The sequence below is a fragment of the Klebsiella sp. 4_1_44FAA genome (genome assembly GCF_000238715.1).
GTDB lineage: Bacteria > Pseudomonadota > Gammaproteobacteria > Enterobacterales > Enterobacteriaceae > Klebsiella > Klebsiella pneumoniae.
On record NZ_JH414799.1, the window covers coordinates 233658 to 254063 of the forward strand.

The window sequence follows — 20406 nt, forward strand, 5'->3', positions numbered from 1 at the left end:
GAAATGAGATACCCCCAAGTGAAGCTCACAGCCCGCCAGGTCGATACATCTAAAGCGAAGGACAAACCCTATAAACTGTCTGATGGCGGTGGTCTTTACCTCTTGGTGAACCCCAACGGCGCTCGATACTGGCGGCTGAAGTACCGGGTCGCCGGTAAAGAAAAATCGTTGGCTTTAGGTGTATACCCTGACGTCTCGCTGGCCGATGCACGTCAAAAACGAGCAGAGGCTAAAAAAGTACTGGCTGCTGGTGGTGACCCGGGGCAGGAAAAGCAGGAAAAAAAACATGCTAGGGCGATGGCCGTATCAAACAGCTTTGAGAGACTGGCGCTGGAATGGCATGAACATAAATCGATGAACTGGTCAGCAGGCTATGCCAGCGACATCCTGGAGTATCTGAGAAAAGATATTTTTCCTTATATTGGCTCCCGGTCGATCACTGATATTAAGCCCGTTGATATGTTGGCTGTTCTTCGCAAGATGGAACAACGTGGAGTACTTGATAAGCTCAAAAAGACACGTCAAGCCTGCCGGCAGATCTTCACCTATGCTGTCATCACCGGCAGAGCAGAACATAATCCCGTGGTCGATCTCGCCAGTACTCTAAAAGCACCGAAGCAAAAACACTTCCCTCATTTATCGGTTGAACAAATACCTGACTTTCTGCGAGCTCTGAACGACTATAGCGGCAGCGTGGTGACTCGAAATGCTACCCGCCTGCTTATGCTTACTGGGCTCAGGACAATTGAGCTCCGTGCTTCTGAATGGGCTGATATCGACTTTGACAAAGGCGTTTGGAATATCCCCGCAGAGCGAATGAAGATGCGGCGCCCACATCTCGTTCCTCTCTCGAGCCAGGTTCGCGAGTTGCTGAAAGAGATCCACCAGCTTACCGGGCGAGGGAAGTATGTTTTCCCTGGAAGGAATGATGCTGGTAAGTCAATGAGCGAGGCCAGCATTAATCAGGTGATTAAGCGTATTGGCTATGATGGTAAAGCGACCGGGCACGGCTTCAGGCACACCATGAGTACCATACTCCACGAACAGGACTTTAACACCGCCTGGATTGAAACGCAGTTGGCCCACGTCGATAAGAACTCCATCCGCGGGACATACAACCATGCTCAGTACTTGGATGGCCGCCGGGAAATGCTCCAGTGGTATGCCGACTATATGCAGGCGTTAGAAAATGGTGAAAATGTGGTCCATGGCTCGTTCGGGAAACGTGCCTGACTGGATGCATAGACAGTATATACAGACGATAGTAGACTTAGGTAGACGAACAAAGAATAGGCTATGTCTAGGCTGATCCCCGAAAACCCGTACACCTCTGCGGGCTGGCATAGCCGCCAAAATCAGAGGGCGTGAGGTGGCGTGTGTTAAATGCTGATTCATTAAAAAGATGTTATGACGTCATATCATCTTTGCGGGATAATAAGCCTTTATGGATCCCCAAAGCTAGTTTGTTAAATGATCTTAGTTTCTATAAAGTAAGTTATAACTATAAAACCAAACCAGCATCATTTATTTACTCTATTATACATACACACTCTGAATTTGAAGAGTATATGTCAGTGGTTAAAAAATCCATTGATGGATATGTCAAAATTTCAGATCTGGACTATTGTAATGCTGTCTGGAAAGAAATAATTGATGATAAATATATAAGGAAGTCATTTAATGATGCTGGGTTTCCATTTGATTGCTCTATCCAGCCCGATAGATATGCAAGATATGTGATATTGACTCGGTTATTAGAGTTATCGAATAATAAAGAAAGGTTTGATTACTGGCATGCACTTTACGATTTTTCTAAAGTAGAAGTGGAAACTTTTGAAAATAGCTATCTTCAATTTCATGAAAAACTCGTGTCTATTATGTATGGATATGTGTCAGGAGAGTTACGCACTGCCTATGTTAACGGAGTTGATGCAATAAAAAAATATAAATTACTTCTTGAAAATTTAATTGTTGTTGAAAAGGAACTGGTTTTTAAATACCTGTTTGATAAAAAAATTCATCGAGATATCGAGTGGGATATGATTGCCGCGAATGAAATCCTCGATGTTCTAATAACTAATAGGAATGATGAGACTCTGTCAGAACGTGCTTTTGTAAGCGAATTACTGAAATTGTATATGAAGTATTCAATAAATGGAAATAGAAGTTTTGTATCTTTAGTGTATAGATTTACCCGCGCTTCTTTCATAGTTAATGATATAGAAAGAAAAACAATTCAACGATGCTGGGAATCATTGTGTAGGGCGATGCGTGATGGCGAACATGCCCATGATAGGTATTTTAAAATGGAGAATGAAACCGTTTCTGGGACAAAGTAGCGCATTGAATGGTTGTTTTTGTCCTGACATAGATATGTAATTAAAACCTTTTATTGTCATGTCAAACAACTAGTTACTTCCCTCGTTTTTGGTATTTTAACCGGTGAGTATTTACCGCATTCTACTGCTGTCATCTCCCGTAGATTGAGGTTAAAAATGTCTAAAGCTCTTATCCGTTTATCTGAGGTCCGCCGCAGGACTGGCTACAGTAAGGCGTGGATTTACCGACTGATTAGCGAAAATCGCTTTCCTCAGCCAATCAAAATAGGTGCTCGTGCAATCGCGTTTGTTGAAGGCGAAATTGATGAGTGGATAGAGAGACGTATTGCTGATTCGCGTGGTGAGGTAGCTTGATGCAAAAGGAAACTACCAATACAGAGTTAAATCTGTCTAATTAACCTCAGGTAACCAGCGATGAAAAATATTAATGCCCTCATAGGGCAGGGCTTAACTCACCCTGTAGACAGCCAGAAGGAGTTTCTTACCCTACACAAACAGGAGGTGCGTATTGATTCTCGAGTAATCGCTGATCGCGCCGGAATACAACATGGAAGCCTCGTTGCGACGATTAAAATGCATCAAAGCAAATTGCGTGAACTTGGTACATTACCACGTCAATCTCTGAAAGAGTTTTCCGATTTGAAATCGGGAAACTCCAAGAGTAGAGGCGGAAGGCCAGAAATCAGTTATCTGCTTAACGAGACACAATTTGATTACACACTCCGTATTATTCGTGGGCGTGATCCTGAACGAATGAATCAGTTCAAGCTAGACATAACTAAGGCGCTCTCTAAACGAAGAGTCGTTGAACCCATTCGTCGCGAATATCTGCCTGGTTATCACGAAAGCCGTGATGGACTTAAGGCGCTAGGGGCGCAGCGTCATCATTACATCAATTTGGCTCGGGCCGAAAATCGTGTAGCTGGCTTGTCGGATGGTGAGCGTGGATCCGCCGGCGAGCAGCAATTAGGGTTACTGGTAGTAATACAGAAAATTGAACAGGCAGCATTTAACGAAGCAGTGCAAAGCGGAATGAGTCCGGGTGATGCAGTGCGGGAAGTCGCCCGCAGAATGGATACATTTGCGTCATTGCTCAGCACAAAACCGTTACTGGGGGGAGAAAATGTTTAACCCAATTCAACCTCCCAGCTCACCTGCAGTATCCATAAATTGCAGCTGTAATCACATTGCGGAGACTATACGCAAAAACCACTTGCTGGCGCTTGGTGTATTAGTCTACCCTGAAAAGGCACCAGCAAAATCTGGTGCCGGGATTGGCGTCCTGGAAAAGTACAAGGCGACACATGACGCGCCTAGCGTCTTTTTTTGTGTCCTCACATTCGTTCACCCTTTTTTCAGCGCTGCGGTTATAATCCGTGCCGCTCGCAGAGTTATGGTGAGTTGGATGGGGGCGGAGAAATCCGCGCCGGTTACCTTGTACGCCGGTTACGCCAACCCTGTTCAGCTCACCACCAGTGAAATTGGCGTTTCCGGTGGTGGGATTAAATCCCAGTACAAGGAGGCTGCCATTATGGCTACTACCCCTACCAAAAATCCGCAATATATCTGGATTATCGCCGCTGTTCGCCGCGAAATGCCGACAATTAAGCCCAAAATTTACCATATCGCCGCGCCGTCTGAGCGTGAAGCCCGCAGTTATCTAGTTCGTGATCACGTCTGTTTTTTCGCCGGACGCATCCGTCTGACGGAGGTGCATCATGCGTAAAAACATCCTCTCTACTGCCATCGCTGAGAAGCCGTATTTGCTCGATGAACTCACCTACGAAACCGAATGTGTGTTGGCGATTCTGCGAACAATCAACGATGTCAGTGATCCACACACCAAAAGCTATCTCGTAGATGCAAGTGAGCTAATTTGCTCACGGTTATTTGAAAAACTACAGCACAATGAACGTATTGAGAATGGTGATAACTGATGAACAACACGGATATGGTCAGCTTAATCGTGGAGATTACTCTATGAAAATGGCGCCGAACGTTAAGCAATTACCAAAAGATAAGTTCTCGGAGGCGATAATTTTTGCTGGTTCCGATGCTTACGCCCATGCTCAACACTGGATCGAAAGTGAAGGCAGGAAACACGGCGATAATGTGCCGCCTGTTTACTTAGGTGGCAAACAACTAGCTGAACTGAATAACCTTCATATTATCGATAAAGGCCGGCGTTCTGCCCGTGTTTATATTGCCGGTGACATAGAGCCTATTTTCATCAACGCTATTGGCGAAAAGTTAGCGATGGCCGGCGTGCAGGATGCGAAATTATATAAGGGGATTCCTGACCAGAAGCCGGAGAACTGGCGGGAATACTTGGCCAGGCTCAGAGAACGAGGCGAACAAACGACGACCTCAATTCTAAAAGCCAATAAATCAGTGAATAGTGACAGCCTGAAACCTCATGTCCAAAGCCGTATTGATGGGGTGTACTGGGTTGAGCCACGCACAGACAACGCTACCGGAGAAATCATCAGTCGTGAAAGTTGGTTATGTTCTGCTCTGGAGGTTGTCGGTATTGGCATTGATGACAGTAAAACCCGGTACCTGATCCTGCGCTGGCAGGCATTCGGTGCGAAGAGTGAGACCGTACAGGCGATACCTCTTGCTGACATTGGCGAGCGAGAAGGCTGGCGAACACTCAAGGCCGGCGGGGTGAACGTCACAACCAAGAGCGGTTTACGTGCAACGCTGGCCGACTGGTTGCAGAGCTGTGCCAATGGCGAAGTCTGGCGCATTGCGCACGCTACGGGGTGGCAGTATGGTGCCTATATCATGCCGGATGGCGAGATCATTGGTACACCAGAACAGCCGGTACTGTTTAACGGGCGAAGTTCGGCCGCATCGGGGTATACCACCAGCGGTACCACGCAAAGCTGGCGCGAAAGCGTCGGGCGTCTGGCCTTTGGCAATTATTCCATGATGACTGGCGTGGCCGCAGCACTGGCCGCCCCGCTGATTGGCCTTGCTGGTGCTGATGGATTCGGTATCCACCTCTACGAACAGTCGAGCGCGGGTAAGACCACCACTGCTAATGTGGCATCCAGTCTCTACGGAAACCCGGATGTACTGCGCCTTACCTGGTACGGCACCGCGCTTGGGCTGGCGAATGAGGCCGCCGCGCATAATGACGCGCTGATGCCGCTTGACGAAATTGGCCAGGGTGCTGACCCGGTGGAGGTCTATAAATCGGCCTACGCGCTTTTTAATGGTACGGGTAAGCTGCAGGGAGCGAAGGAGGGAGGGAACCGTGATCTGAAGCGCTGGCGTACTGTGGCCATCAGTACCGGTGAGATGGATCTGGAAACATTCATCGCCAGTGCCGGCCGTAAGGCTAAAGCGGGCCAGCTGGTTCGCTTGCTGAATATTCCGATGCGTCGGGCAGTACGCTTCCATGAGTATGCCAATGGTAAACACCATGCCGATGCTCTCAAGGATGCATACCAGCGTCATCATGGAGTGGCTGGGCGTGAGTGGGTGAAGTGGCTGGCGGACCACCAGCAAGAAGCGGTAAGCGCTGTCAGGGTAACGGAAGAGCGCTGGCGTAGCCTGATCCCTTCGGATTACGGGGAGCAGGTCCATCGTGTTGGCGCCCGGTTTGCCATTCTGGAAGCCGCACTATTGTTAGGTAATGTGATCACCGGCTGGGATGAGCAGACCTGTCGGGATGCTATCCAGTACAGTTATAACGCCTGGCTGAGAGAGTTTGGTACCGGGAACAAAGAGCACCAGCAGATTATCGAGCAGACCGAGGCATTCCTGAACGCCTACGGTATGAGCCGCTTTGCACCGTTCCCGTATGACCCATCCAGTCTGCCGATCTCCAATATGGCGGGATACCGGCAGAAAGGTGGCCACGATGCCGACCCAATGGTGTTCTACACCTTCCCGGCGGCCTTCGAAGGGGAGATTGCCCGCGGCTTTAATGCACGTCAGTTTGCCGAAGTACTGAAGAAAGCTGGCATGCTAACGCCTCCGACGTCAGGCCGGGGGTTCCAGAGAAAGTCACCACGCATTGATGGGCGACAGATTCGGGTTTATGTCCTGCAGTATTTGCCGGACGATGACCAACCAGAGTAAAAGCATTCTTTCATGTGTGTAGTTTAGGTGTTGGTTCAGTTGGTTCAGTTGCCTCAGTAGTGATATGCATCTGTTTAATAAGGTTTCATGTTTGAAAAATGAACCAACATTGAGGCAACAAACTACCATTTTGAACCAACACTGAATCAGGTACAGGGCATCAGAAGAGAGAGGATCACAGCGATGACAGCTCAAATTTCAGCGTATGGCCGGCTGGTGGCCGACCCGCAGACCAGAACAACTGGAAAAGGTACGAACATGGCTATGGCCCGTCTGGCGGTGGCGTTGCCTTGTAATGCGTCAGATAACGGAGAGGCTACTTTCTGGTTGGGCGTGATTGCTTTTGGTAAACAGGCCGATGCGCTGGCCAAACATCGTAAAGGCGACCTTGTCAGTGTGGCGGGCAATATGCAGCTCAATCAGTGGATTGGTCAGGATGGCGGTACACAGCAAGGCTATCAGGTCATTGCGGACAGTGTACTCAGTGCCAGAACGGTACGCCCAAGAGGTAAAGCGGGACAACAGGGGCAAGCTACAGACGCCCTACGACGGGCCCATGAACATCAAGCGCCCACCACCGGGTATGAAGGATACGACCAGACGCCACCTTATGACGATGATTTTTGACATTGGTATGGATCAGTAATATGCGACTGACTACAGAACAGAAAGCGGAGATTGTTCGCCTTAAACGCAGTGGCGTCGGATACCGCACGATCGCGAGTAAAATGGGATTCAGGCCCAGCACGGTGAGTAGCTTCTGCCAGCGCAGTGGATTGTTCGCTGATAATCCAGCTCACAGGGCTCTGTTCACTATCCCTGAGCCGTTCTTTTCGAGCGTACCTGCGTTGATAAAGCCACTGCCACTCCAGAAAGTCATTACCGGCCATAAGCAAACTGATGCCTACCTGTGGGGGCTGGAAGTGATTCAGCTGAATGAGCCTGCGCATCTGGCCGCTGCGTGGCAGTTTGAACGCTACATGTAAAACCATACCACCCCATGAAAATGCCCATATCTTATTTATAGGCAGAAATGGTGTGTTCTGCCTATAGATAGGCACGTTTGACGTGTTCTGCCTATAAGCTTTACCCACCCTCACTTTGCTCACTAATCAATCAATTCCCTTTCTGGTAACGATCGAATTTACTCTTTCATTAATTGCAATATAAGCAATGATTGTTTCATTTAATGAAATTAAAATGACTGTGTAAATATCAGGAGGTGGTCATGTCAAAACAGTCCGTCAAACCCGTCTTGCTCAGCGAGGCACAGATTCAGGCAATCCGAAAAATTCAGGAACAGCAGCGCCAGCAATCAGGTATCGGCGTTGCGCCTACGATCCATGAAATTGCTCGTGGGCTGGTGGATAAAGCGCTCCAGCATCTGGGGTAAAAGTCCAAATACTTCCAATGCAAGGGTGAATCAACTATCTGTTTGTTTTTCATGTATATATTAAGCATTTTGAGGTAAAAAAAGGTAATTATGAAAACGAATAACACTGACGAAGAGTTGCTTCAGGAAATCCAGAGAATCATCGACAAAGCATCGTTAACAGAACAGATCGCGTTAACCGAATTGCTGCAACGTTATGAGTTGGCTGTATCTGTGGCCAGGTACGCATTACCTGGTTTTCCATTAGGGGTTTTAGACTTTCTCTCGGCCGCAATAAAACCAGCCACCTTTCTTTCCTCTCCTCAATCGTCTGATCTGCATTGTAACGCCCAAGATAAAGCCGATGAGAAATCAGCACTAGCACCCAGTGGGGATAAATACCACTAATCCCTGAAGACCACTCGCATAACATTCTCGGGAGAAAAGCATGCCAACCGTTCCGCAGTATCAACGCCAGAGCCAGACGCAGGCCGCGCCGGTAATGACCAATAATCTCCGCGTGCCGGAGAATCCACTGGTGCAGGGAATCCAGCAGGCTGCTGATATGTCGATCAATATGATGGCTGATGCAAAGCGCAAGGCTGATTTAGCCAATACCCAGAATGGGTTACTTCAGGTCAGCCAATTTAATGATGATCAAATTAACAATCCGCAGACTGGACTTATAACAAAGCAGGGCAAGGATGCGCTTGGACAATCTGATTTAGTTGTTTCTAATGCGACTCAGAAAGTGCAGGACATTGCCTCTACCCTGCCAGAGGGGGAAGTGCGCGATAATTTCATGCGCCAGGCTCAGGTACAGTTACTTTCGTTGAAAAGCCAGGCAACCAGATACGAGGTTGGGCAGCATCGGCAATATGAAGCCGGTCAGCAAGATGGTTACTTACGCCTCCAGCAGCAGCAGGCCCTGAACCCGCAGGAATTTAATCAATCTGCGATGAATGCCTACCACTCCATAATTGCTTATGGGCAAGCGCATGGGCAAAGCCCAGAAGAGATCGAATCAAACTGGGTTCAATGGCGCGAGCACGCTGCGAACCGGGCTAGTGAAGCCTGGTATACGCCAATGTACCAGCAGCTACTTGGGCCAAACGGGAAAGTTGAGGTCACTGATACGCCCAGTGAATCGCAGCTATTTTCCGCAATGATCTGGCAGGAGAGCGGTGGTAATCAGTATGGTAAAGACGGATCGCCGTTGGTGTCGCCGAAAGGCGCGGTGGGCGTAGCGCAGGTTATGGAAGACACTGGGCCAGAAGCTGCACGTCTGGCTGGTGTGGCGTGGGATCGTGACAAGTGGCTTAACGACCCGCGCTATAACGCGAAACTTGGCCAGGCGTACTTCGGTGCGCAGATGACGAAATATGGTAACAATCCTGTACTTGCGGTTGCTGCCTATAATGCCGGGCCCGGGGCGGTCGATGGCTGGATAAAAAAAATTGGCGATCCGCGTACAGGCGCCGTAAGCAATGAACAGTTCGCCGCGGCAATTCCATACGAGGAAACCCGCAACTATGTGGCGAAAGTAACCGGAGGTGCGCTGGCGATCCCTGGCCCGGCCACAATGGAAAATCTCATCAACCAGCCATTCTGGAATGCGATGAGCCCACAGAACAAATCCGCCATGATGAGTAAAGTTGCAGGCATGTATGATATGCAGGCGGCTGCCGGGCGTGTAGCGCTGCAGAGTCAGATGCTTGATGACATGGTAACGCTTGAAGCTGGAGGTTCTGTTAATCCAGTCACGCCGCAGAAATGGGCTGCGGTAATGCCTTTGCAGGCGTCGCCCGCTGAGCGTATGCAACTGGAGAAAATCTATCAGCAGTATCAACAGGCCATGAGCCTGCAGCCCGTCTACCAGACCATTGTGAAAGGTAATTATCAGCAAGGTCTTGCGGCCGTTCAGTCTATACAACCCCAGCAGGGTGAGACGAACTCCAAATATAAGAGTGAGCTTTATGCTTCTGCTGTATCAAAACTCCAGCAAGTTCATGATGCACGCGAGGCTGATCCCGGAGCCTGGTTGCAACAACATTCCCCGGTAGTTCAATCAGCCTTCCAAGAGTACCAGAATAATCAGGTTACCGGTGAATATCTGGCTTCACGCATTCAGGCAGAAAAAGACCGGCTTGGGATCCGAAGCAAAAGTGTATTACCTGCGAGCATAGTTGACGGGATATCGGCAAAAGTTGATAGCGGCGATATGAACTTTTCTGACCTGAAAGGGATTATCTCTGGCTTTGGCCGTTACGGTGACACTGTTGTCGCGCAGTTGCAGCCAAAAACAAAAGCAGCAGTAAGGGTTGCTACAGCGATAAACGACCCTAACGCTGCTGACACGATGTTTACCATCCGCAATGTGAAGACTGAAGAGCTGAAGAAGAACGCTGGAGAACAAGCCAAAGGTGTAGACGCGGCCTGGAACTCTCTAATTTCCGCAGCATCGCCGACATTTAGCCTACAGCGACAAGGTGGAGCGGAAACGCTTGCTGATATCAATGAGCAAGGTAAGCGCCTGGCTTATTACTACATGGCATCGGGGGAAGATGCTCAGGCAGCAACAGAAAAAGCCTATAAAAAAATGATCGGCGATCATTATACGGTCACTGAGACATGGCGAATGCCTAACAGCCTGGGACTGAAAGAGAATAATGTTACCGACGGTCTGAGTAATATCGTCAATAGCCTCAAGGTAGATGATATTGGCAGTCGGAGTATGTTTTATATTCCATCAATGACGCCAGAGCAGAATGCCGCGAATAATCTTGCGCAGATACAGAATAGCGCTGAATGGGTGACAGACGAAAATGAGCAGGGTGTTTATCTAACAGTTAACGGCACTCCTATTCTGGATCAGCATGGCGCTCCTATCCATGTGAGCTTTGCTGATGCCAGCAAGTCTGGAATTGCAAAACCGAGTACAACCGGCGCCGTTCTTAACTGGATGGGCGAAAAACGAAAGGTTACTCCACCCTCTGAGTTCTATACACCAAATGTTAATGCCACTATGTCCGATGCCTTCAGGGTGATCCAGGGTCAGGATGGGATGAACCTACAGCCCCAAAAAGAGCCGGACACCTCGAGGAATGTATTGCGCGATGCTCTTAATACACGAGGAGGCCAATAATGGCGTTCTATACCGGTGCTCCGCTAAGCAACAACCCCTTGCCAGTCGAGGGCGAGCAGCCGCTATTGCGCACGCTTGGCGCGTCTGTTTCTGAAGGATTCAACGAAGGCCCATTCGTATCATGGGGTGAGGAATCACGCCTTGCCCGGCTAAATATTGATCCCAGTGCAGAGCGATATAGCCAGGATGATGCCAGGCGTTTATTCGGCGAACATAAAATTGAATCTATCAATGTTCCTGCGGGGGGGTTAACAAAGCCTTATGTTGACGCTGTTATTCAGGACCATCAGGCTCATCTCAACAGGCAACAAATCTTACAAGGCGCTCCATCCGGTACTGTTGCTACTCCACTGAAGTATATGGCTAATCTGATGGGCAATATGGCAGATCCGGGTAATGCCTTAATAGGACTTATCCCCTTTGTTGGTGAGGCCAGAGCCGCAACACTTCTTGGCCGTGCTGGCCAACGTTTTCTACAGGGAAGTGCCTATGGCGCAGCACAGACAGCGGCAACGATGCCGCTGGTTGCCGAAGGACAAGCGGCTCAGGGTAATGATTTTACTATGGGGGATTACGCTTCCAACTTTCTATTTGGAACAATTGGCGGTGGTATTCTTCACGCTGGTGGTGGGATTGTGGCTGATGCGCTTCGAGCCCGTGATATGTCCACTTCCCGGGTAAATGAGGTACCAGGTGCAGCAACCGAAAAGTCGCCATCTCCGGAAATTGGTCTCCCCATCGAATCACCGGCGGCGGAACCATTAATTATGCGACCGGGCATATTTCCTGATTCGCCAACATATCTCTCCAGAGCGCCGGCAGATGACCTGGCTAGAAGCATCGATCATTACCGCGAGAACTATACGCAGCAAACGGCCTATAACGATGTTGTCCCTTCTTATGCCGATAATCTTCAGGAGTTGGCATCACGGCAGATAACAGGCGTTGGTGAACTTCAGCGCCAGGTGGAAAGTCTGACCAGAAATATTGGCTCTCTTGATGCATCGCTGCCCGAGCTTACTAAACAGTATCAGGGGCAGAGGATGAAGTTCAGGGAAGCACGTGCGGCGGCACAGGCTCAACTGAATGATCGGCGCCAGCGGTTACAGACGGAGATCGAACAACTGAATTCTCGTATTGGAGAGCACCAGGACGGTGCCAGAGCGGCGCAGGAACTGGCATCTATCTCTCGCGGGGAACTTCCCGAACCGCTTGCAAAGCAAGTCTCCCGGCGAGCCGATGAGATCCGCTTGTCACTCCGACAATCCCCGGTTGCGCAAGGTATCAAAAGTGCAGCTCAGAAGTTAGGTGAGGCTGACTGGATGGTGCGTAATCAGGCTATGCGATCAGCCGTAGCCCAGATGCGCCGGGGGGAGGATGTAAACATCGAGCCGTTCCTCAATCTGGTAGACCCGGAGAAAAAAATAACGGCTATTGATGATCTGTCTTTACCTCGACGCATCCCAGCAGCGCAAGACGATGTGGCGGCCAGTGCTTCAGCTGATATCCAGATAAAGTCAGCGGGTGAGTCAGGCACTACTGATGACGCATTGAGACAAGCAGAAGAAAACCTGAATTATACGCGCCAGATTAACGACGCTATTTCTTCTGATGATCCGGAGTTCGCCGCTTTAATGAAACAGGTTGAACATGAGGCAGCAGATACCTCCATGGAAAAAGCAATCAAAGCTGCGGCTATGTGCCGTATAGGGAAACTGAATGGCTGATAATATTTTTCTCACCGCATGCGAAAAAGCAGTAAATGCTGCCGCCGGTCGCCCTCTGACCGATGAAGAGATGCAGAGTTTATTTAACAACATGGATGATACGATAGCGCGGATCAAAGCTGAGAATGCTGCTATTTCAAATGAGGGGGCTGCGCTCCAGGCTGCTGAGGAGCTAATGAAATCCGAGAGGCTGGCAAAAGCCATTGAGACTCAGCAGAAGCTGATCAACCTGCGTATTTACAAAAAACACTCGGCCTTTCTCAACAATACTCGTTTTGGCAAAGGCGAAGCAGATCGCCCTGATATCACACTGTCTTCCATTCTGGTCGGGCGTAATGAATATGCGGCCGGAACCCGTGAATCAGTAGCCAGGGAGCAGGAGCAACTGAGCGGTAAATACAATGGTGGTTTCTTTCACGACATCGATAAAACAGGTTACGAAAAAGCCTTTTCATCTGGTGAGTACGATCTTGATATAGCCCGAGCTATTGACCGTATGGGGCGCAGGGAGTCTACCGATGGTCTCCCTAAAGAGGCGATAGCACTTGGCAAAGTCATAATGAAGTGGAATGAAGTCACGCGTCTTGATAAAAATCGAGCCGGCGCATGGGTAGGTAAGCTGGCGGGATATATCACTCGCCAGAGCCACGACATGTACAAAATCAGAGCCGCAGGATACGAGGGATGGCGTGATTTTATTCTGCCGCGGCTGGATGATGGCACTTTTGAAGGCATAGCTAATCGCGAAGAGTACCTACAAAACGTCTATAACAACTTGGCATCGGGAACACATCTGACTTACAAGCCCGCCTCAGAGTGGCTGAAGGGCTTCAAAGGTGGCGGATCCAATATAGCCAAACGAGCCAGCCAGGAGCGTGAACTCATTTTTAAGCCCGGTGGTGATGCTTGGTTTGAATACAACAAACTGTACGGTGCTGGGAATATTCGCGAGTCTGTCATTGCCTCTCTGGATAGTGCAGCAAAAACAACCGGTCTGATGCGGGTACTCGGAACAAACCCTGAGCACATGTTTCAGCGTCTTTTTGATGATCAGTTGCAGCGTATTAAAAAGACAAATAACCCCGCGGCAGTGGCTGATTTTAATGGTCAGTTCCGTATGCTCAAACAGCAGCTTGATGAGGTCATGGGGCTTACCAATATCCCAGGGAATGCAACCCTGGCCAAAATGGGTGCCAGCATTCGAGCAGTTGAGGGGATGACTAAGCTGGGTAGCGCAACGCTTTCATCTCTTAATGATATAGGCAACATGTCCATGGAAATGCGGTATCAGGGCATGAATATCTATGAGGCGATGAGTAAAAACCTTGTGGCTAAGTTGCAGGGCTACAGCAGCGAAGAGAAAAAAGAAATCCTCAGTTATATGGGGATCGGTTTTGATGCAGTGCGCAATGAAGTGATCTCCAAATTTTCGGGAGATACTTCTGTCCCCGGGAAAATAGCTCGTCTTCAGCAGAAGTTTTTCAAATACAACTTGCTTAACTGGTGGACTGAAAACGGGCGTTCGGGCGCCGGACTTATCATGTCCAACTGGATGGCGCGTAATGCTGGCAGTGAGTTTTCAAAGCTGAACCCCGAACTCCGCCGCGTACTTGAAATAAGTGGTATCGGTGAGCATGAGTGGTCGGTATTCCGTAATATGCAGATGGACGAACTGAACGGTAACAGCCATATGACCCCTAATGGTGTTCAGTTTATCCCCGATCACGACATTGAAAAATATCTTGCAACGCAGAACATCAAGGCCAGTTCGGCGGCGATCGCCAATGCGCGGGAAACCCTTGCAGGTAAACTCCGGGGCTACTATCTCGATCGTATTCAGGTTGCTATGTCCGAGCCAGGGGCGAGAACAAATGCGCTAATTAAATTTGGCACTGTACCAGGCACGCCGGTTGGTGAAGCCGTACGAATGATGATGCAGTTCAAATCTTTCACAGCGTCGTTTATGCAGAATACCCTGGGAAGGGAGTTGTACGGCCGTGGTTACACGCCGGCGGCCCTTGGGCAGAGTAAGCTACCGGCGCTGGCCAAAGCGATGTTTGCAGGTAACGGGGAATGGCAGGGATTTGCTCAGTTGTTCGTATGGATGACTGCCTTTGGATATCTGTCCATGCAGGCAAAACTCATGGCAAAAGGGCAAACACCGCGACCACTGGATCATAAATCAGTCATGGCAGCGATGGCACAAGGTGGTGGTGCCGGCTTGATGGGGGATTTCCTTTTCGGCGAATATAACCGTTTCGGTGGGGGCATGGCATCCAGCCTGGCCGGGCCATTTGTAGGAGATGTGGATCAACTACGTAACCTGTACCTGCAGGCCCGAGATGGCGATGCAAAGGCCGGAGATTTTCTCCGTTTCGGTATCAACCATACACCGTTCCTCAATCTGCTTGGTGTGCGTCAGGGAATGGACTATCTTATTCTGAACCGCATGCAGGAATGGTTATCACCTGGGTCTCTTGAGCGCTATGAGCAGCGTGTACAGAAAGATCAGGGTAATACATTTATGTTACCGCCATCGCAATTCATGTTAGGGAAATAATAATGAATGCCAAATATATTGCTTGCGCTTTTTTCTGCTCATTTATAGTGCCTGCTGAAGCAAAGTTCTATGATGGTCAACAGCTATACCTATATTCTCAGGAGTATAAAAAAGCTGAACAAGGTAGACGCCGTACGCCTGATAATCAGCTTCAAGCTGGCGTATTCATGGGATATGTGGCATCAATGATTGATGCCTATGGTAATGAAGGGGCTCAGGTTTTTTGCCAGCCTAATGGGCGGTTACAGACATATGCTGATGTTGTTTATAAATACTTAAACGATAACCCTGACAAGCGAGTTAACTCAGCTGAGAGCTTGGTCATAGCTGCTATGCAGGCATCGTTTCGTTGTAACGAGACGCCAACGCTGAATGGTAAAAAATAGCGTGACATGTCACGCAGGCCGCTTTCGCGGCCTGAATTATCACTGACCGCCGGGGCGGGAGTCAGCAGAACGGCCGCCGCAACGTGAGCCGTCAGCTGCGGTATCATCAGGATGCTGGCAGTTACCAGCGAAAGCCTGTGTAGCTGAACCCAGAGACAACAGAACAAACAGCACTGCTAATGCTTTTTTCATTTTCACTTACCATGTGTAGACCACTGAACCGTGGCTTTATGAGTTTAGCGCTGCGCTTAGATTTCATCCATTAAAAAGCCCGCTAGGCGGGCTTTAAGTTAATGGAGTTTTTCTTTGCTAATTACCAGAAGGCGGTGGGTATGAATATCTTGGTCATTACCCCAGCAGAAGTCAGCCCATACGCTATAGAAATCATCCCATGATGTCATAAACGTTAATGGACGATCCATTTCAGTCCCATCAGAAACGTATACATGATAACCATTAGTGGTTATAGCCCATGAGATCATTCGTTCCCAGAATCTTCTGCCATCTAACGTTTGCTGCTCGTCAGATACCACTATCGCATAGTGTTCAAGGAAGAACGCGAAGAAGATCTGAGGCAGGCCATGTACAGCTCGGTCATGAATCACGTTAGGCGTACGCCAGACTAAAATCTGAGTACAGCTTTTTCTGGTTTCAACGATGTCTTCGCGGAAAATCAGTTTTACCGCGTAGACTGTCTCAGGATTTTCGCTGTCTGTGATCAGCCTGTAATGGTCATCTCTGATCGACTTAACAAGGCGATAACCATATGGCGTAGTAAACCCTGGCAGAGTAAAGTCATTCACACCTTTTGCAATGTAGTCTTCGGTGTGAGTAACATTTCTCTCCGACATGTTCAGTTTTCTGTCGAAATCTGCTTCAGGGATTATGTATGGCATCGCTTTTCTTATCGTGTTCAGGTTCATTTCGTCCTCCATGTTGTGTGTCGGACGTATCAGGCATCTAAAAGGTGCTCAACAAAAGGTTGAATACCTTTGGGCTAAATATACTCACAGGTATTGTTGGTTGCAAGACGAGCAGAGCAATAAAAACGCGATATCAATAGATATGAATAGGTTACGCATCATGCTTTTTAAGGCGCTTCCCTGCGCCAGCACCTCAGTAACCTTTGGCCTTAGCCATCACGTACTGAGTGTGCGTCTCTATGTCGCGCAGTACGGCGCCGATACCAACAATGTAGCTGAGCATGGCTGTTACCTCTGCGGCGGCGCCGGACACATCATGCCCGTCGGCATCCATCTTTTTCAGCATATCCATCAGCATGGAGTGTTCAACCGGACCGTTCACTCCCTCAGGACTATGGATGTGCTCACGGTAGTTCGTCTTCAGAGGGTAGTGATAGGTCTGCTTCTCTTCCGACTTTATGGTCTCAAGGGTGGCTGGCATCAAACTGGCTACTACCTTCTGCGTTATATCCGCCGGCGAGAGCTCCTGGCGAACGTATCGCCCGGTGCAGAGGATTTGCGTAAGCAATGTGCCAACTGTATCACGTTGCCTTACTTACCGGGCGAGAAACTCTCTTGTCAACAGGTGGCTTTTTCCCACCAAAATTACCGGTGTTTGCGGCCTTTCTTTCGTCAAGCCACTGTTCGACTTCATCTCCATCCCAGGCACAGCGTCCGTCGGTAATATAAAAGCGTTTTGGGAACTGACCTTTGTGTTCAAGGCGGTCGATAGTACTCATCGATAACGGCACCACCAGCAACAACTCTTTCCTACCAAAAGCTTTTTTCATTAATTAATTCAACTATATGTATTAAAAATGGTGGTGTTTTTAGCAAGTGGCGCATCAGAAATGCAGAGGATTACTCCTGGTTATGTGCCGATGTATATTCAATCGTCCAGATATTATCCATTTACTGTTCAACACTAACTCTTTGTCTCTTCTGTCATGTTTAACTGGGCTCGTAAGCAATGATGCTTTCCCCTCATTGGGGGAAAAGGCTACTGCCGGACGCTTCAACCTGAATGCGCTGCATAAGGCGAGTGGTCTTGGCACTAACAAAGCACCTGCCCAGTGGTTGCGTACTCAAACCGCAAAATCTTTGCTCGCCGAACTGGAAAAAGAAACTGTGCAGATTTGCATAGTTTCAGATGAAGGAAGAAACGGCGGCACGTTCGCCCATGAACTGCTGGCTATCGAATACGCCGGATGGATCTCATCGAGATTGAGCACAAGCATATCTATGCTAAAACGCCGTTGGTATTAGGTGAAATACACTCAGCGAAATTTTTCGCTCATTACTCATATAGCACGGGGAGAAAGCTGCCTTGTTACTTCTATCCAGAACGCGAAACCTGCCTGTACGCAACGTCATTTTCGCGGCTGATGTTGGTTCACTCAGCTAAATGTTGGTTCAAAATCGGATGGTGTTGGTTCAATTTTTTGAAAAATAATCAAATAAAACAATGGTCTTTACGTTTTGAGGCAACTGAACCAACCGAACCAACACATTTTGCATGTATATAGAGAAATTTTCCGTGTGTAAATTATGAAGCGGTTTTGGACGGGGGAATATTAGCGGTATAGCAGAAAGCTCCTGGCACCCAACATTGCGCGATAAATAGTCAATGTTCTGCCATAGAAAAATATATGGGGGTACATTTGGGGGTATGTGTGATTTCCTTAACCTACATAGTTAAATAAAATCAGTTTGTTATGTGTTTATATCGAATCCTGTAGGGGCCATTAAGAAACAATAACTTACGCCAGTTTTAAACCAGCCTGATTTCCTCCTTGTGTCGTATTTGTGTCGCTAGCGCCAAAAATGGCGTCAATTTTCCGTGCGTGTTCGGTCAGGTGGTTCGGCGCCAGGTGAGCATAACGACGTACCATCTCGATACTCTCCCATCCTCCCATTTCCTGCAAAACAGAAAGCGGTACGCCGGACTGAATAAGCCAGCTCGCCCAGGTGTGCCGGAGGTCGTGAAAACGGAAATTCTCGATCCCCGCTTTTTTCAACCCGGCTCGCCAGGCATTATTGTCATCCACCCGCATTTTTCTAACCGCGGGCGTCAGCGTTCCATCAGGGCGATGTTTTGCCGTGGTGTGAACGAACACCCAGCGTGAGTGCTTCCCTATCTGATCCCTTAATACCCTGCATGCGGTATCATTCAGAGCTACGCCAATCGCCTTGCCCGCTTTTGCGTTCTCCGGATTTACCCATGCAACCTTTCTCTGCATATCGACCTGCTGCCACTCAAGCCCGATGATGTTTGAGCGGCGCAGGCCGGTTGCCAGTGCAAATATCACCACTGGTTTAATACTCTCCGGCATGCACTCGATCAGCCGCTCAGCTTCTTCTCTGGTCAGCCACCGTATCCGCTTACTGATCGGCTTGCGGGTTTTGATAACAGGAGCTGTTTTTATCCAGCCCCAGTCATTCGCCGCGGCCCTGAGAAGGGATCGAATGAAGGAAAGGTGTTGCGCCTTTGTCGCCTGCGAAACCTGCCGTGGTTTGTATTCCGGAACAGGCTTACCTTTCCTCAGCGCGGCATCACGCTTACTCTCCCACACCTGCAGGTGTTTACGGTTGATCATCCCGTTAACGGCTTCATGAACTTCCTCCGCCGTTATCTTCGAGACATCACGGCCGGAAAAATGCTGCAGCCAAAACTCAATTTTGGTTTTGTCATCATCCAGCGATCGCTTATGGTCCTTTTCCCGCAGCCACCGGATGCAGCACTCTTCGAAGGTTCTGACGGGCAGGTCGCCGATCTGGTCAACCCGCCACGCTTCCGCCTTCAGCTTGTCGTGGAGCTCCTGAGCCTGCTTTTTGTCCCCCGTGCCAAGAGATCGCCTAACTCTTTTTCCTGACGGCGTAAAGAAATGACAGTGCCACACGCCGCCCCTGAGGGTGATTGACATAAAACTTCTCCTTTATGTTCACCCGCGTTCGCGATGACAGGATCGCGCGGGGTTTTCAAATATGCAATACACGCCGCCTCGGTCGTTCTGTACTTGTTGCCGACCTTGCGGCCGGCGAGCTCCCCAGACTCAATCAGGCGGTAGATCACCCGCGCCGACACGATGAGCAAATCGGCGGCCTGCTGTGCTGTTATCGGTTTGTCAGATGCCATATCACCTCCGATGCTTACCGCGTTCTTTCACTGGATCCCCCTCTGTTTGCGCATTAGCTCAAACTCTTCAAGAACCTTTTCCTTTGCTTTCTGGTAAGCCTCTGAAGCCGCTTCTTCTGTATCGTAATCGCCAAGATAGATGCCTTTATAATTAACAGTTATCCTTGCTGACCACCTACCTGATGGACGTTTAGTTACACCAACAAATCGAGATTTGCTTCCCTTCACTTTCCTTCTGTTCAACTGCTGTTCAGATGGTGTGGCCCAACGACAATTTTCCGGTGAATACCCCTTGTCGTTATCGATGCGGTCCAGCGTAAACCCATCAGGACGAGAGCCCATATCAGCGTAAAACGAGCTGAAGTCATGCCATTGATGGCACACTGTTATTCCTCGCCCGCCATAATCCTTGTATCTCTTATCGTTAGGGTTTTCGCATCTCTGTATCATGAGATCCCAAATTTTATATTCTGAAGAACTCGACAAACCGTGAGTCTTTTTTGCTTCAACCTTCAAGCACCCACATGATTTTGTGTGACCACTTTTAACGTAAGAAAGGCGAATAATTTTAGTTCTACCGCAATCACAGTAAAATTTACCCTTATAAACCCCTTTTTCATCTTTGGTGAAAGGCTCAATTAGCGTGAGCATGCCCACCTTTTCGCCAACATCAAATTTCACGCGCAT

At 48.9% G+C, this 20406-nt stretch carries 21 protein-coding genes and 3 pseudogenes; 17 read left to right on the plus strand and 7 right to left on the minus strand.

From position 1 onward, the window contains the following. Positions 1 to 18: 18 nt before the first annotated feature. The 16 genes and pseudogenes from HMPREF1024_RS19320 (at position 19) to HMPREF1024_RS0125920 (ending at position 15621) form a co-directional block, all read left to right on the plus strand. Positions 19 to 1233 (plus strand): tyrosine-type recombinase/integrase, encoded by a 1215-nt coding sequence (locus HMPREF1024_RS19320; protein WP_032451351.1) that lies wholly within the window; start codon positions 19 to 21, stop codon positions 1231 to 1233. A gap of 143 nt (positions 1234 to 1376) precedes the next feature. Further along, positions 1377 to 2339 carry a hypothetical protein gene (locus tag HMPREF1024_RS19315; RefSeq protein WP_009307965.1) on the plus strand — a complete coding sequence of 321 codons (963 nt, stop codon included), beginning with the start codon at positions 1377 to 1379 and terminating at the stop codon, positions 2337 to 2339. Between the two features lie 156 nt (positions 2340 to 2495). After that, on the plus strand, positions 2496 to 2693 hold the full coding sequence (locus tag HMPREF1024_RS28425) for an AlpA family transcriptional regulator (RefSeq protein ID WP_009307966.1): 198 nt from the start codon (positions 2496 to 2498) through the stop codon (positions 2691 to 2693). A gap of 60 nt (positions 2694 to 2753) precedes the next feature. Further along, on the plus strand, positions 2754 to 3470 hold the full coding sequence (locus HMPREF1024_RS19305; RefSeq protein WP_009307967.1) for a hypothetical protein: 717 nt from the start codon (positions 2754 to 2756) through the stop codon (positions 3468 to 3470). A 58-nt stretch (positions 3471 to 3528) separates the two neighbouring features. Then, positions 3529 to 3964: pseudogene (locus tag HMPREF1024_RS28430) on the plus strand (ash family protein); the annotation flags it as partial. After that, the gene (locus tag HMPREF1024_RS32055; RefSeq protein ID WP_249415962.1) at positions 3934 to 4065 is read left to right on the plus strand and encodes a host cell division inhibitor Icd-like protein; all 132 of its coding nucleotides are present in this window, start codon (positions 3934 to 3936) and stop codon (positions 4063 to 4065) included. The pseudogene HMPREF1024_RS28430 and the gene HMPREF1024_RS32055, both read left to right, overlap by 31 nt. Beyond that, positions 4058 to 4276 carry a hypothetical protein gene (locus HMPREF1024_RS19300; RefSeq protein WP_009307969.1) on the plus strand — a complete coding sequence of 73 codons (219 nt, stop codon included), beginning with the start codon at positions 4058 to 4060 and terminating at the stop codon, positions 4274 to 4276. Before HMPREF1024_RS32055 ends, HMPREF1024_RS19300 begins: the two co-directional genes overlap by 8 nt. A 43-nt stretch (positions 4277 to 4319) precedes the next feature. Continuing rightward, a complete protein-coding gene (locus HMPREF1024_RS19295) occupies positions 4320 to 6431 on the plus strand; it encodes a DUF927 domain-containing protein (protein ID WP_009307970.1) in 2112 nt (703 codons plus the stop codon). A gap of 183 nt (positions 6432 to 6614) precedes the next feature. Continuing rightward, positions 6615 to 7058 (plus strand): single-stranded DNA-binding protein, encoded by a 444-nt coding sequence (locus tag HMPREF1024_RS19290; protein WP_009307971.1) that lies wholly within the window; start codon positions 6615 to 6617, stop codon positions 7056 to 7058. A 20-nt stretch (positions 7059 to 7078) separates the two neighbouring features. After that, a pseudogene (locus tag HMPREF1024_RS31695) lies at positions 7079 to 7393 on the plus strand (helix-turn-helix domain-containing protein); the annotation flags it as partial. A gap of 266 nt (positions 7394 to 7659) precedes the next feature. Further along, positions 7660 to 7824 (plus strand): hypothetical protein, encoded by a 165-nt coding sequence (locus tag HMPREF1024_RS31165; RefSeq protein WP_009307973.1) that lies wholly within the window; start codon positions 7660 to 7662, stop codon positions 7822 to 7824. 90 nt (positions 7825 to 7914) lie between these two features. Further along, positions 7915 to 8211, plus strand: a complete 297-nt coding sequence (locus HMPREF1024_RS0125915; RefSeq protein ID WP_032451337.1) for a hypothetical protein — start codon at positions 7915 to 7917, stop codon at positions 8209 to 8211. A gap of 40 nt (positions 8212 to 8251) precedes the next feature. Beyond that, a complete protein-coding gene (locus HMPREF1024_RS19275; RefSeq protein WP_009307974.1) occupies positions 8252 to 10948 on the plus strand; it encodes a transglycosylase SLT domain-containing protein in 2697 nt (898 codons plus the stop codon). Further along, positions 10948 to 12675 (plus strand): hypothetical protein, encoded by a 1728-nt coding sequence (locus tag HMPREF1024_RS19270; RefSeq protein ID WP_009307975.1) that lies wholly within the window; start codon positions 10948 to 10950, stop codon positions 12673 to 12675. The genes HMPREF1024_RS19275 and HMPREF1024_RS19270 overlap by 1 nt, the downstream gene beginning before the upstream one ends. Beyond that, positions 12668 to 15235 (plus strand): hypothetical protein, encoded by a 2568-nt coding sequence (locus HMPREF1024_RS19265; RefSeq protein WP_009307976.1) that lies wholly within the window; start codon positions 12668 to 12670, stop codon positions 15233 to 15235. The genes HMPREF1024_RS19270 and HMPREF1024_RS19265 overlap by 8 nt, the downstream gene beginning before the upstream one ends. Positions 15236 to 15237: 2 nt before the next feature. Further along, positions 15238 to 15621: a Rap1a/Tai family immunity protein gene (locus HMPREF1024_RS0125920; RefSeq protein ID WP_032451338.1), complete on the plus strand. Its 384-nt coding sequence runs from the start codon at positions 15238 to 15240 to the stop codon at positions 15619 to 15621. A 39-nt stretch (positions 15622 to 15660) separates the two neighbouring features. On the opposite strand, the gene HMPREF1024_RS32060 is transcribed toward HMPREF1024_RS0125920, so the two are convergent. The 4 genes and pseudogenes from HMPREF1024_RS32060 to HMPREF1024_RS0125925 form a co-directional block, all read right to left on the minus strand. Then, positions 15661 to 15813 (minus strand): transmembrane anchored protein, encoded by a 153-nt coding sequence (locus HMPREF1024_RS32060; RefSeq protein ID WP_071844733.1) that lies wholly within the window; start codon positions 15811 to 15813, stop codon positions 15661 to 15663. Between the two features lie 98 nt (positions 15814 to 15911). Further along, on the minus strand, positions 15912 to 16544 hold the full coding sequence (locus HMPREF1024_RS19260) for a hypothetical protein (RefSeq protein ID WP_009307977.1): 633 nt from the start codon (positions 16542 to 16544) through the stop codon (positions 15912 to 15914). Between the two features lie 193 nt (positions 16545 to 16737). Further along, positions 16738 to 17112 (minus strand): annotated as a pseudogene (locus HMPREF1024_RS19255) (BRO-like protein); the annotation flags it as partial. Between the two features lie 13 nt (positions 17113 to 17125). Beyond that, positions 17126 to 17374, minus strand: a complete 249-nt coding sequence (locus tag HMPREF1024_RS0125925) for an AlpA family transcriptional regulator (RefSeq protein ID WP_032410641.1) — start codon at positions 17372 to 17374, stop codon at positions 17126 to 17128. A gap of 82 nt (positions 17375 to 17456) precedes the next feature. Between HMPREF1024_RS0125925 and HMPREF1024_RS30000 the strand changes: the two genes are divergently transcribed. Next, positions 17457 to 17849: a KilA-N domain-containing protein gene (locus HMPREF1024_RS30000; protein ID WP_225368271.1), complete on the plus strand. Its 393-nt coding sequence runs from the start codon at positions 17457 to 17459 to the stop codon at positions 17847 to 17849. 494 nt (positions 17850 to 18343) lie between these two features. Here the strand turns inward: HMPREF1024_RS30000 and HMPREF1024_RS31700 are convergent, their stop codons facing one another. The 3 genes from HMPREF1024_RS31700 to HMPREF1024_RS28050 are packed head-to-tail and all read right to left on the minus strand — an operon-like array spanning position 18344 to position 20406. Further along, positions 18344 to 19501: a site-specific integrase gene (locus HMPREF1024_RS31700; protein ID WP_226060297.1), complete on the minus strand. Its 1158-nt coding sequence runs from the start codon at positions 19499 to 19501 to the stop codon at positions 18344 to 18346. Next, the gene (locus HMPREF1024_RS28445; RefSeq protein ID WP_004151317.1) at positions 19384 to 19719 is read right to left on the minus strand and encodes a helix-turn-helix domain-containing protein; all 336 of its coding nucleotides are present in this window, start codon (positions 19717 to 19719) and stop codon (positions 19384 to 19386) included. Before HMPREF1024_RS28445 ends, HMPREF1024_RS31700 begins: the two co-directional genes overlap by 118 nt. A 27-nt stretch (positions 19720 to 19746) precedes the next feature. Next, positions 19747 to 20406, minus strand: coding sequence for an AP2/ERF family transcription factor (locus HMPREF1024_RS28050; RefSeq protein WP_009307980.1), 660 nt, complete (start codon positions 20404 to 20406; stop codon positions 19747 to 19749).

Coding starts and splice junctions, on each gene's coding strand:
- HMPREF1024_RS28425 (WP_009307966.1), top strand. CDS start 2,496: ATGTCTAAAGCTCTTATCCGTTTATCTGAGGTCCGCCGCAGGACTGGC.
- HMPREF1024_RS19305 (WP_009307967.1), top strand. CDS start 2,754: ATGAAAAATATTAATGCCCTCATAGGGCAGGGCTTAACTCACCCTGTA.
- HMPREF1024_RS32055 (WP_249415962.1), top strand. CDS start 3,934: ATGCCGACAATTAAGCCCAAAATTTACCATATCGCCGCGCCGTCTGAG.
- HMPREF1024_RS19300 (WP_009307969.1), top strand. CDS start 4,058: ATGCGTAAAAACATCCTCTCTACTGCCATCGCTGAGAAGCCGTATTTG.
- HMPREF1024_RS19295 (WP_009307970.1), top strand. CDS start 4,320: ATGAAAATGGCGCCGAACGTTAAGCAATTACCAAAAGATAAGTTCTCG.
- HMPREF1024_RS19290 (WP_009307971.1), top strand. CDS start 6,615: ATGACAGCTCAAATTTCAGCGTATGGCCGGCTGGTGGCCGACCCGCAG.
- HMPREF1024_RS31165 (WP_009307973.1), top strand. CDS start 7,660: ATGTCAAAACAGTCCGTCAAACCCGTCTTGCTCAGCGAGGCACAGATT.
- HMPREF1024_RS0125915 (WP_032451337.1), top strand. CDS start 7,915: ATGAAAACGAATAACACTGACGAAGAGTTGCTTCAGGAAATCCAGAGA.
- HMPREF1024_RS19275 (WP_009307974.1), top strand. CDS start 8,252: ATGCCAACCGTTCCGCAGTATCAACGCCAGAGCCAGACGCAGGCCGCG.
- HMPREF1024_RS19270 (WP_009307975.1), top strand. CDS start 10,948: ATGGCGTTCTATACCGGTGCTCCGCTAAGCAACAACCCCTTGCCAGTC.
- HMPREF1024_RS19265 (WP_009307976.1), top strand. CDS start 12,668: ATGGCTGATAATATTTTTCTCACCGCATGCGAAAAAGCAGTAAATGCT.
- HMPREF1024_RS0125920 (WP_032451338.1), top strand. CDS start 15,238: ATGAATGCCAAATATATTGCTTGCGCTTTTTTCTGCTCATTTATAGTG.
- HMPREF1024_RS32060 (WP_071844733.1), bottom strand. CDS start 15,813: ATGAAAAAAGCATTAGCAGTGCTGTTTGTTCTGTTGTCTCTGGGTTCA.
- HMPREF1024_RS19260 (WP_009307977.1), bottom strand. CDS start 16,544: ATGAACCTGAACACGATAAGAAAAGCGATGCCATACATAATCCCTGAA.
- HMPREF1024_RS0125925 (WP_032410641.1), bottom strand. CDS start 17,374: ATGAAAAAAGCTTTTGGTAGGAAAGAGTTGTTGCTGGTGGTGCCGTTA.
- HMPREF1024_RS30000 (WP_225368271.1), top strand. CDS start 17,457: ATGTGCCGATGTATATTCAATCGTCCAGATATTATCCATTTACTGTTC.
- HMPREF1024_RS28445 (WP_004151317.1), bottom strand. CDS start 19,719: ATGGCATCTGACAAACCGATAACAGCACAGCAGGCCGCCGATTTGCTC.
- HMPREF1024_RS28050 (WP_009307980.1), bottom strand. CDS start 20,406: ATGCGCGTGAAATTTGATGTTGGCGAAAAGGTGGGCATGCTCACGCTA.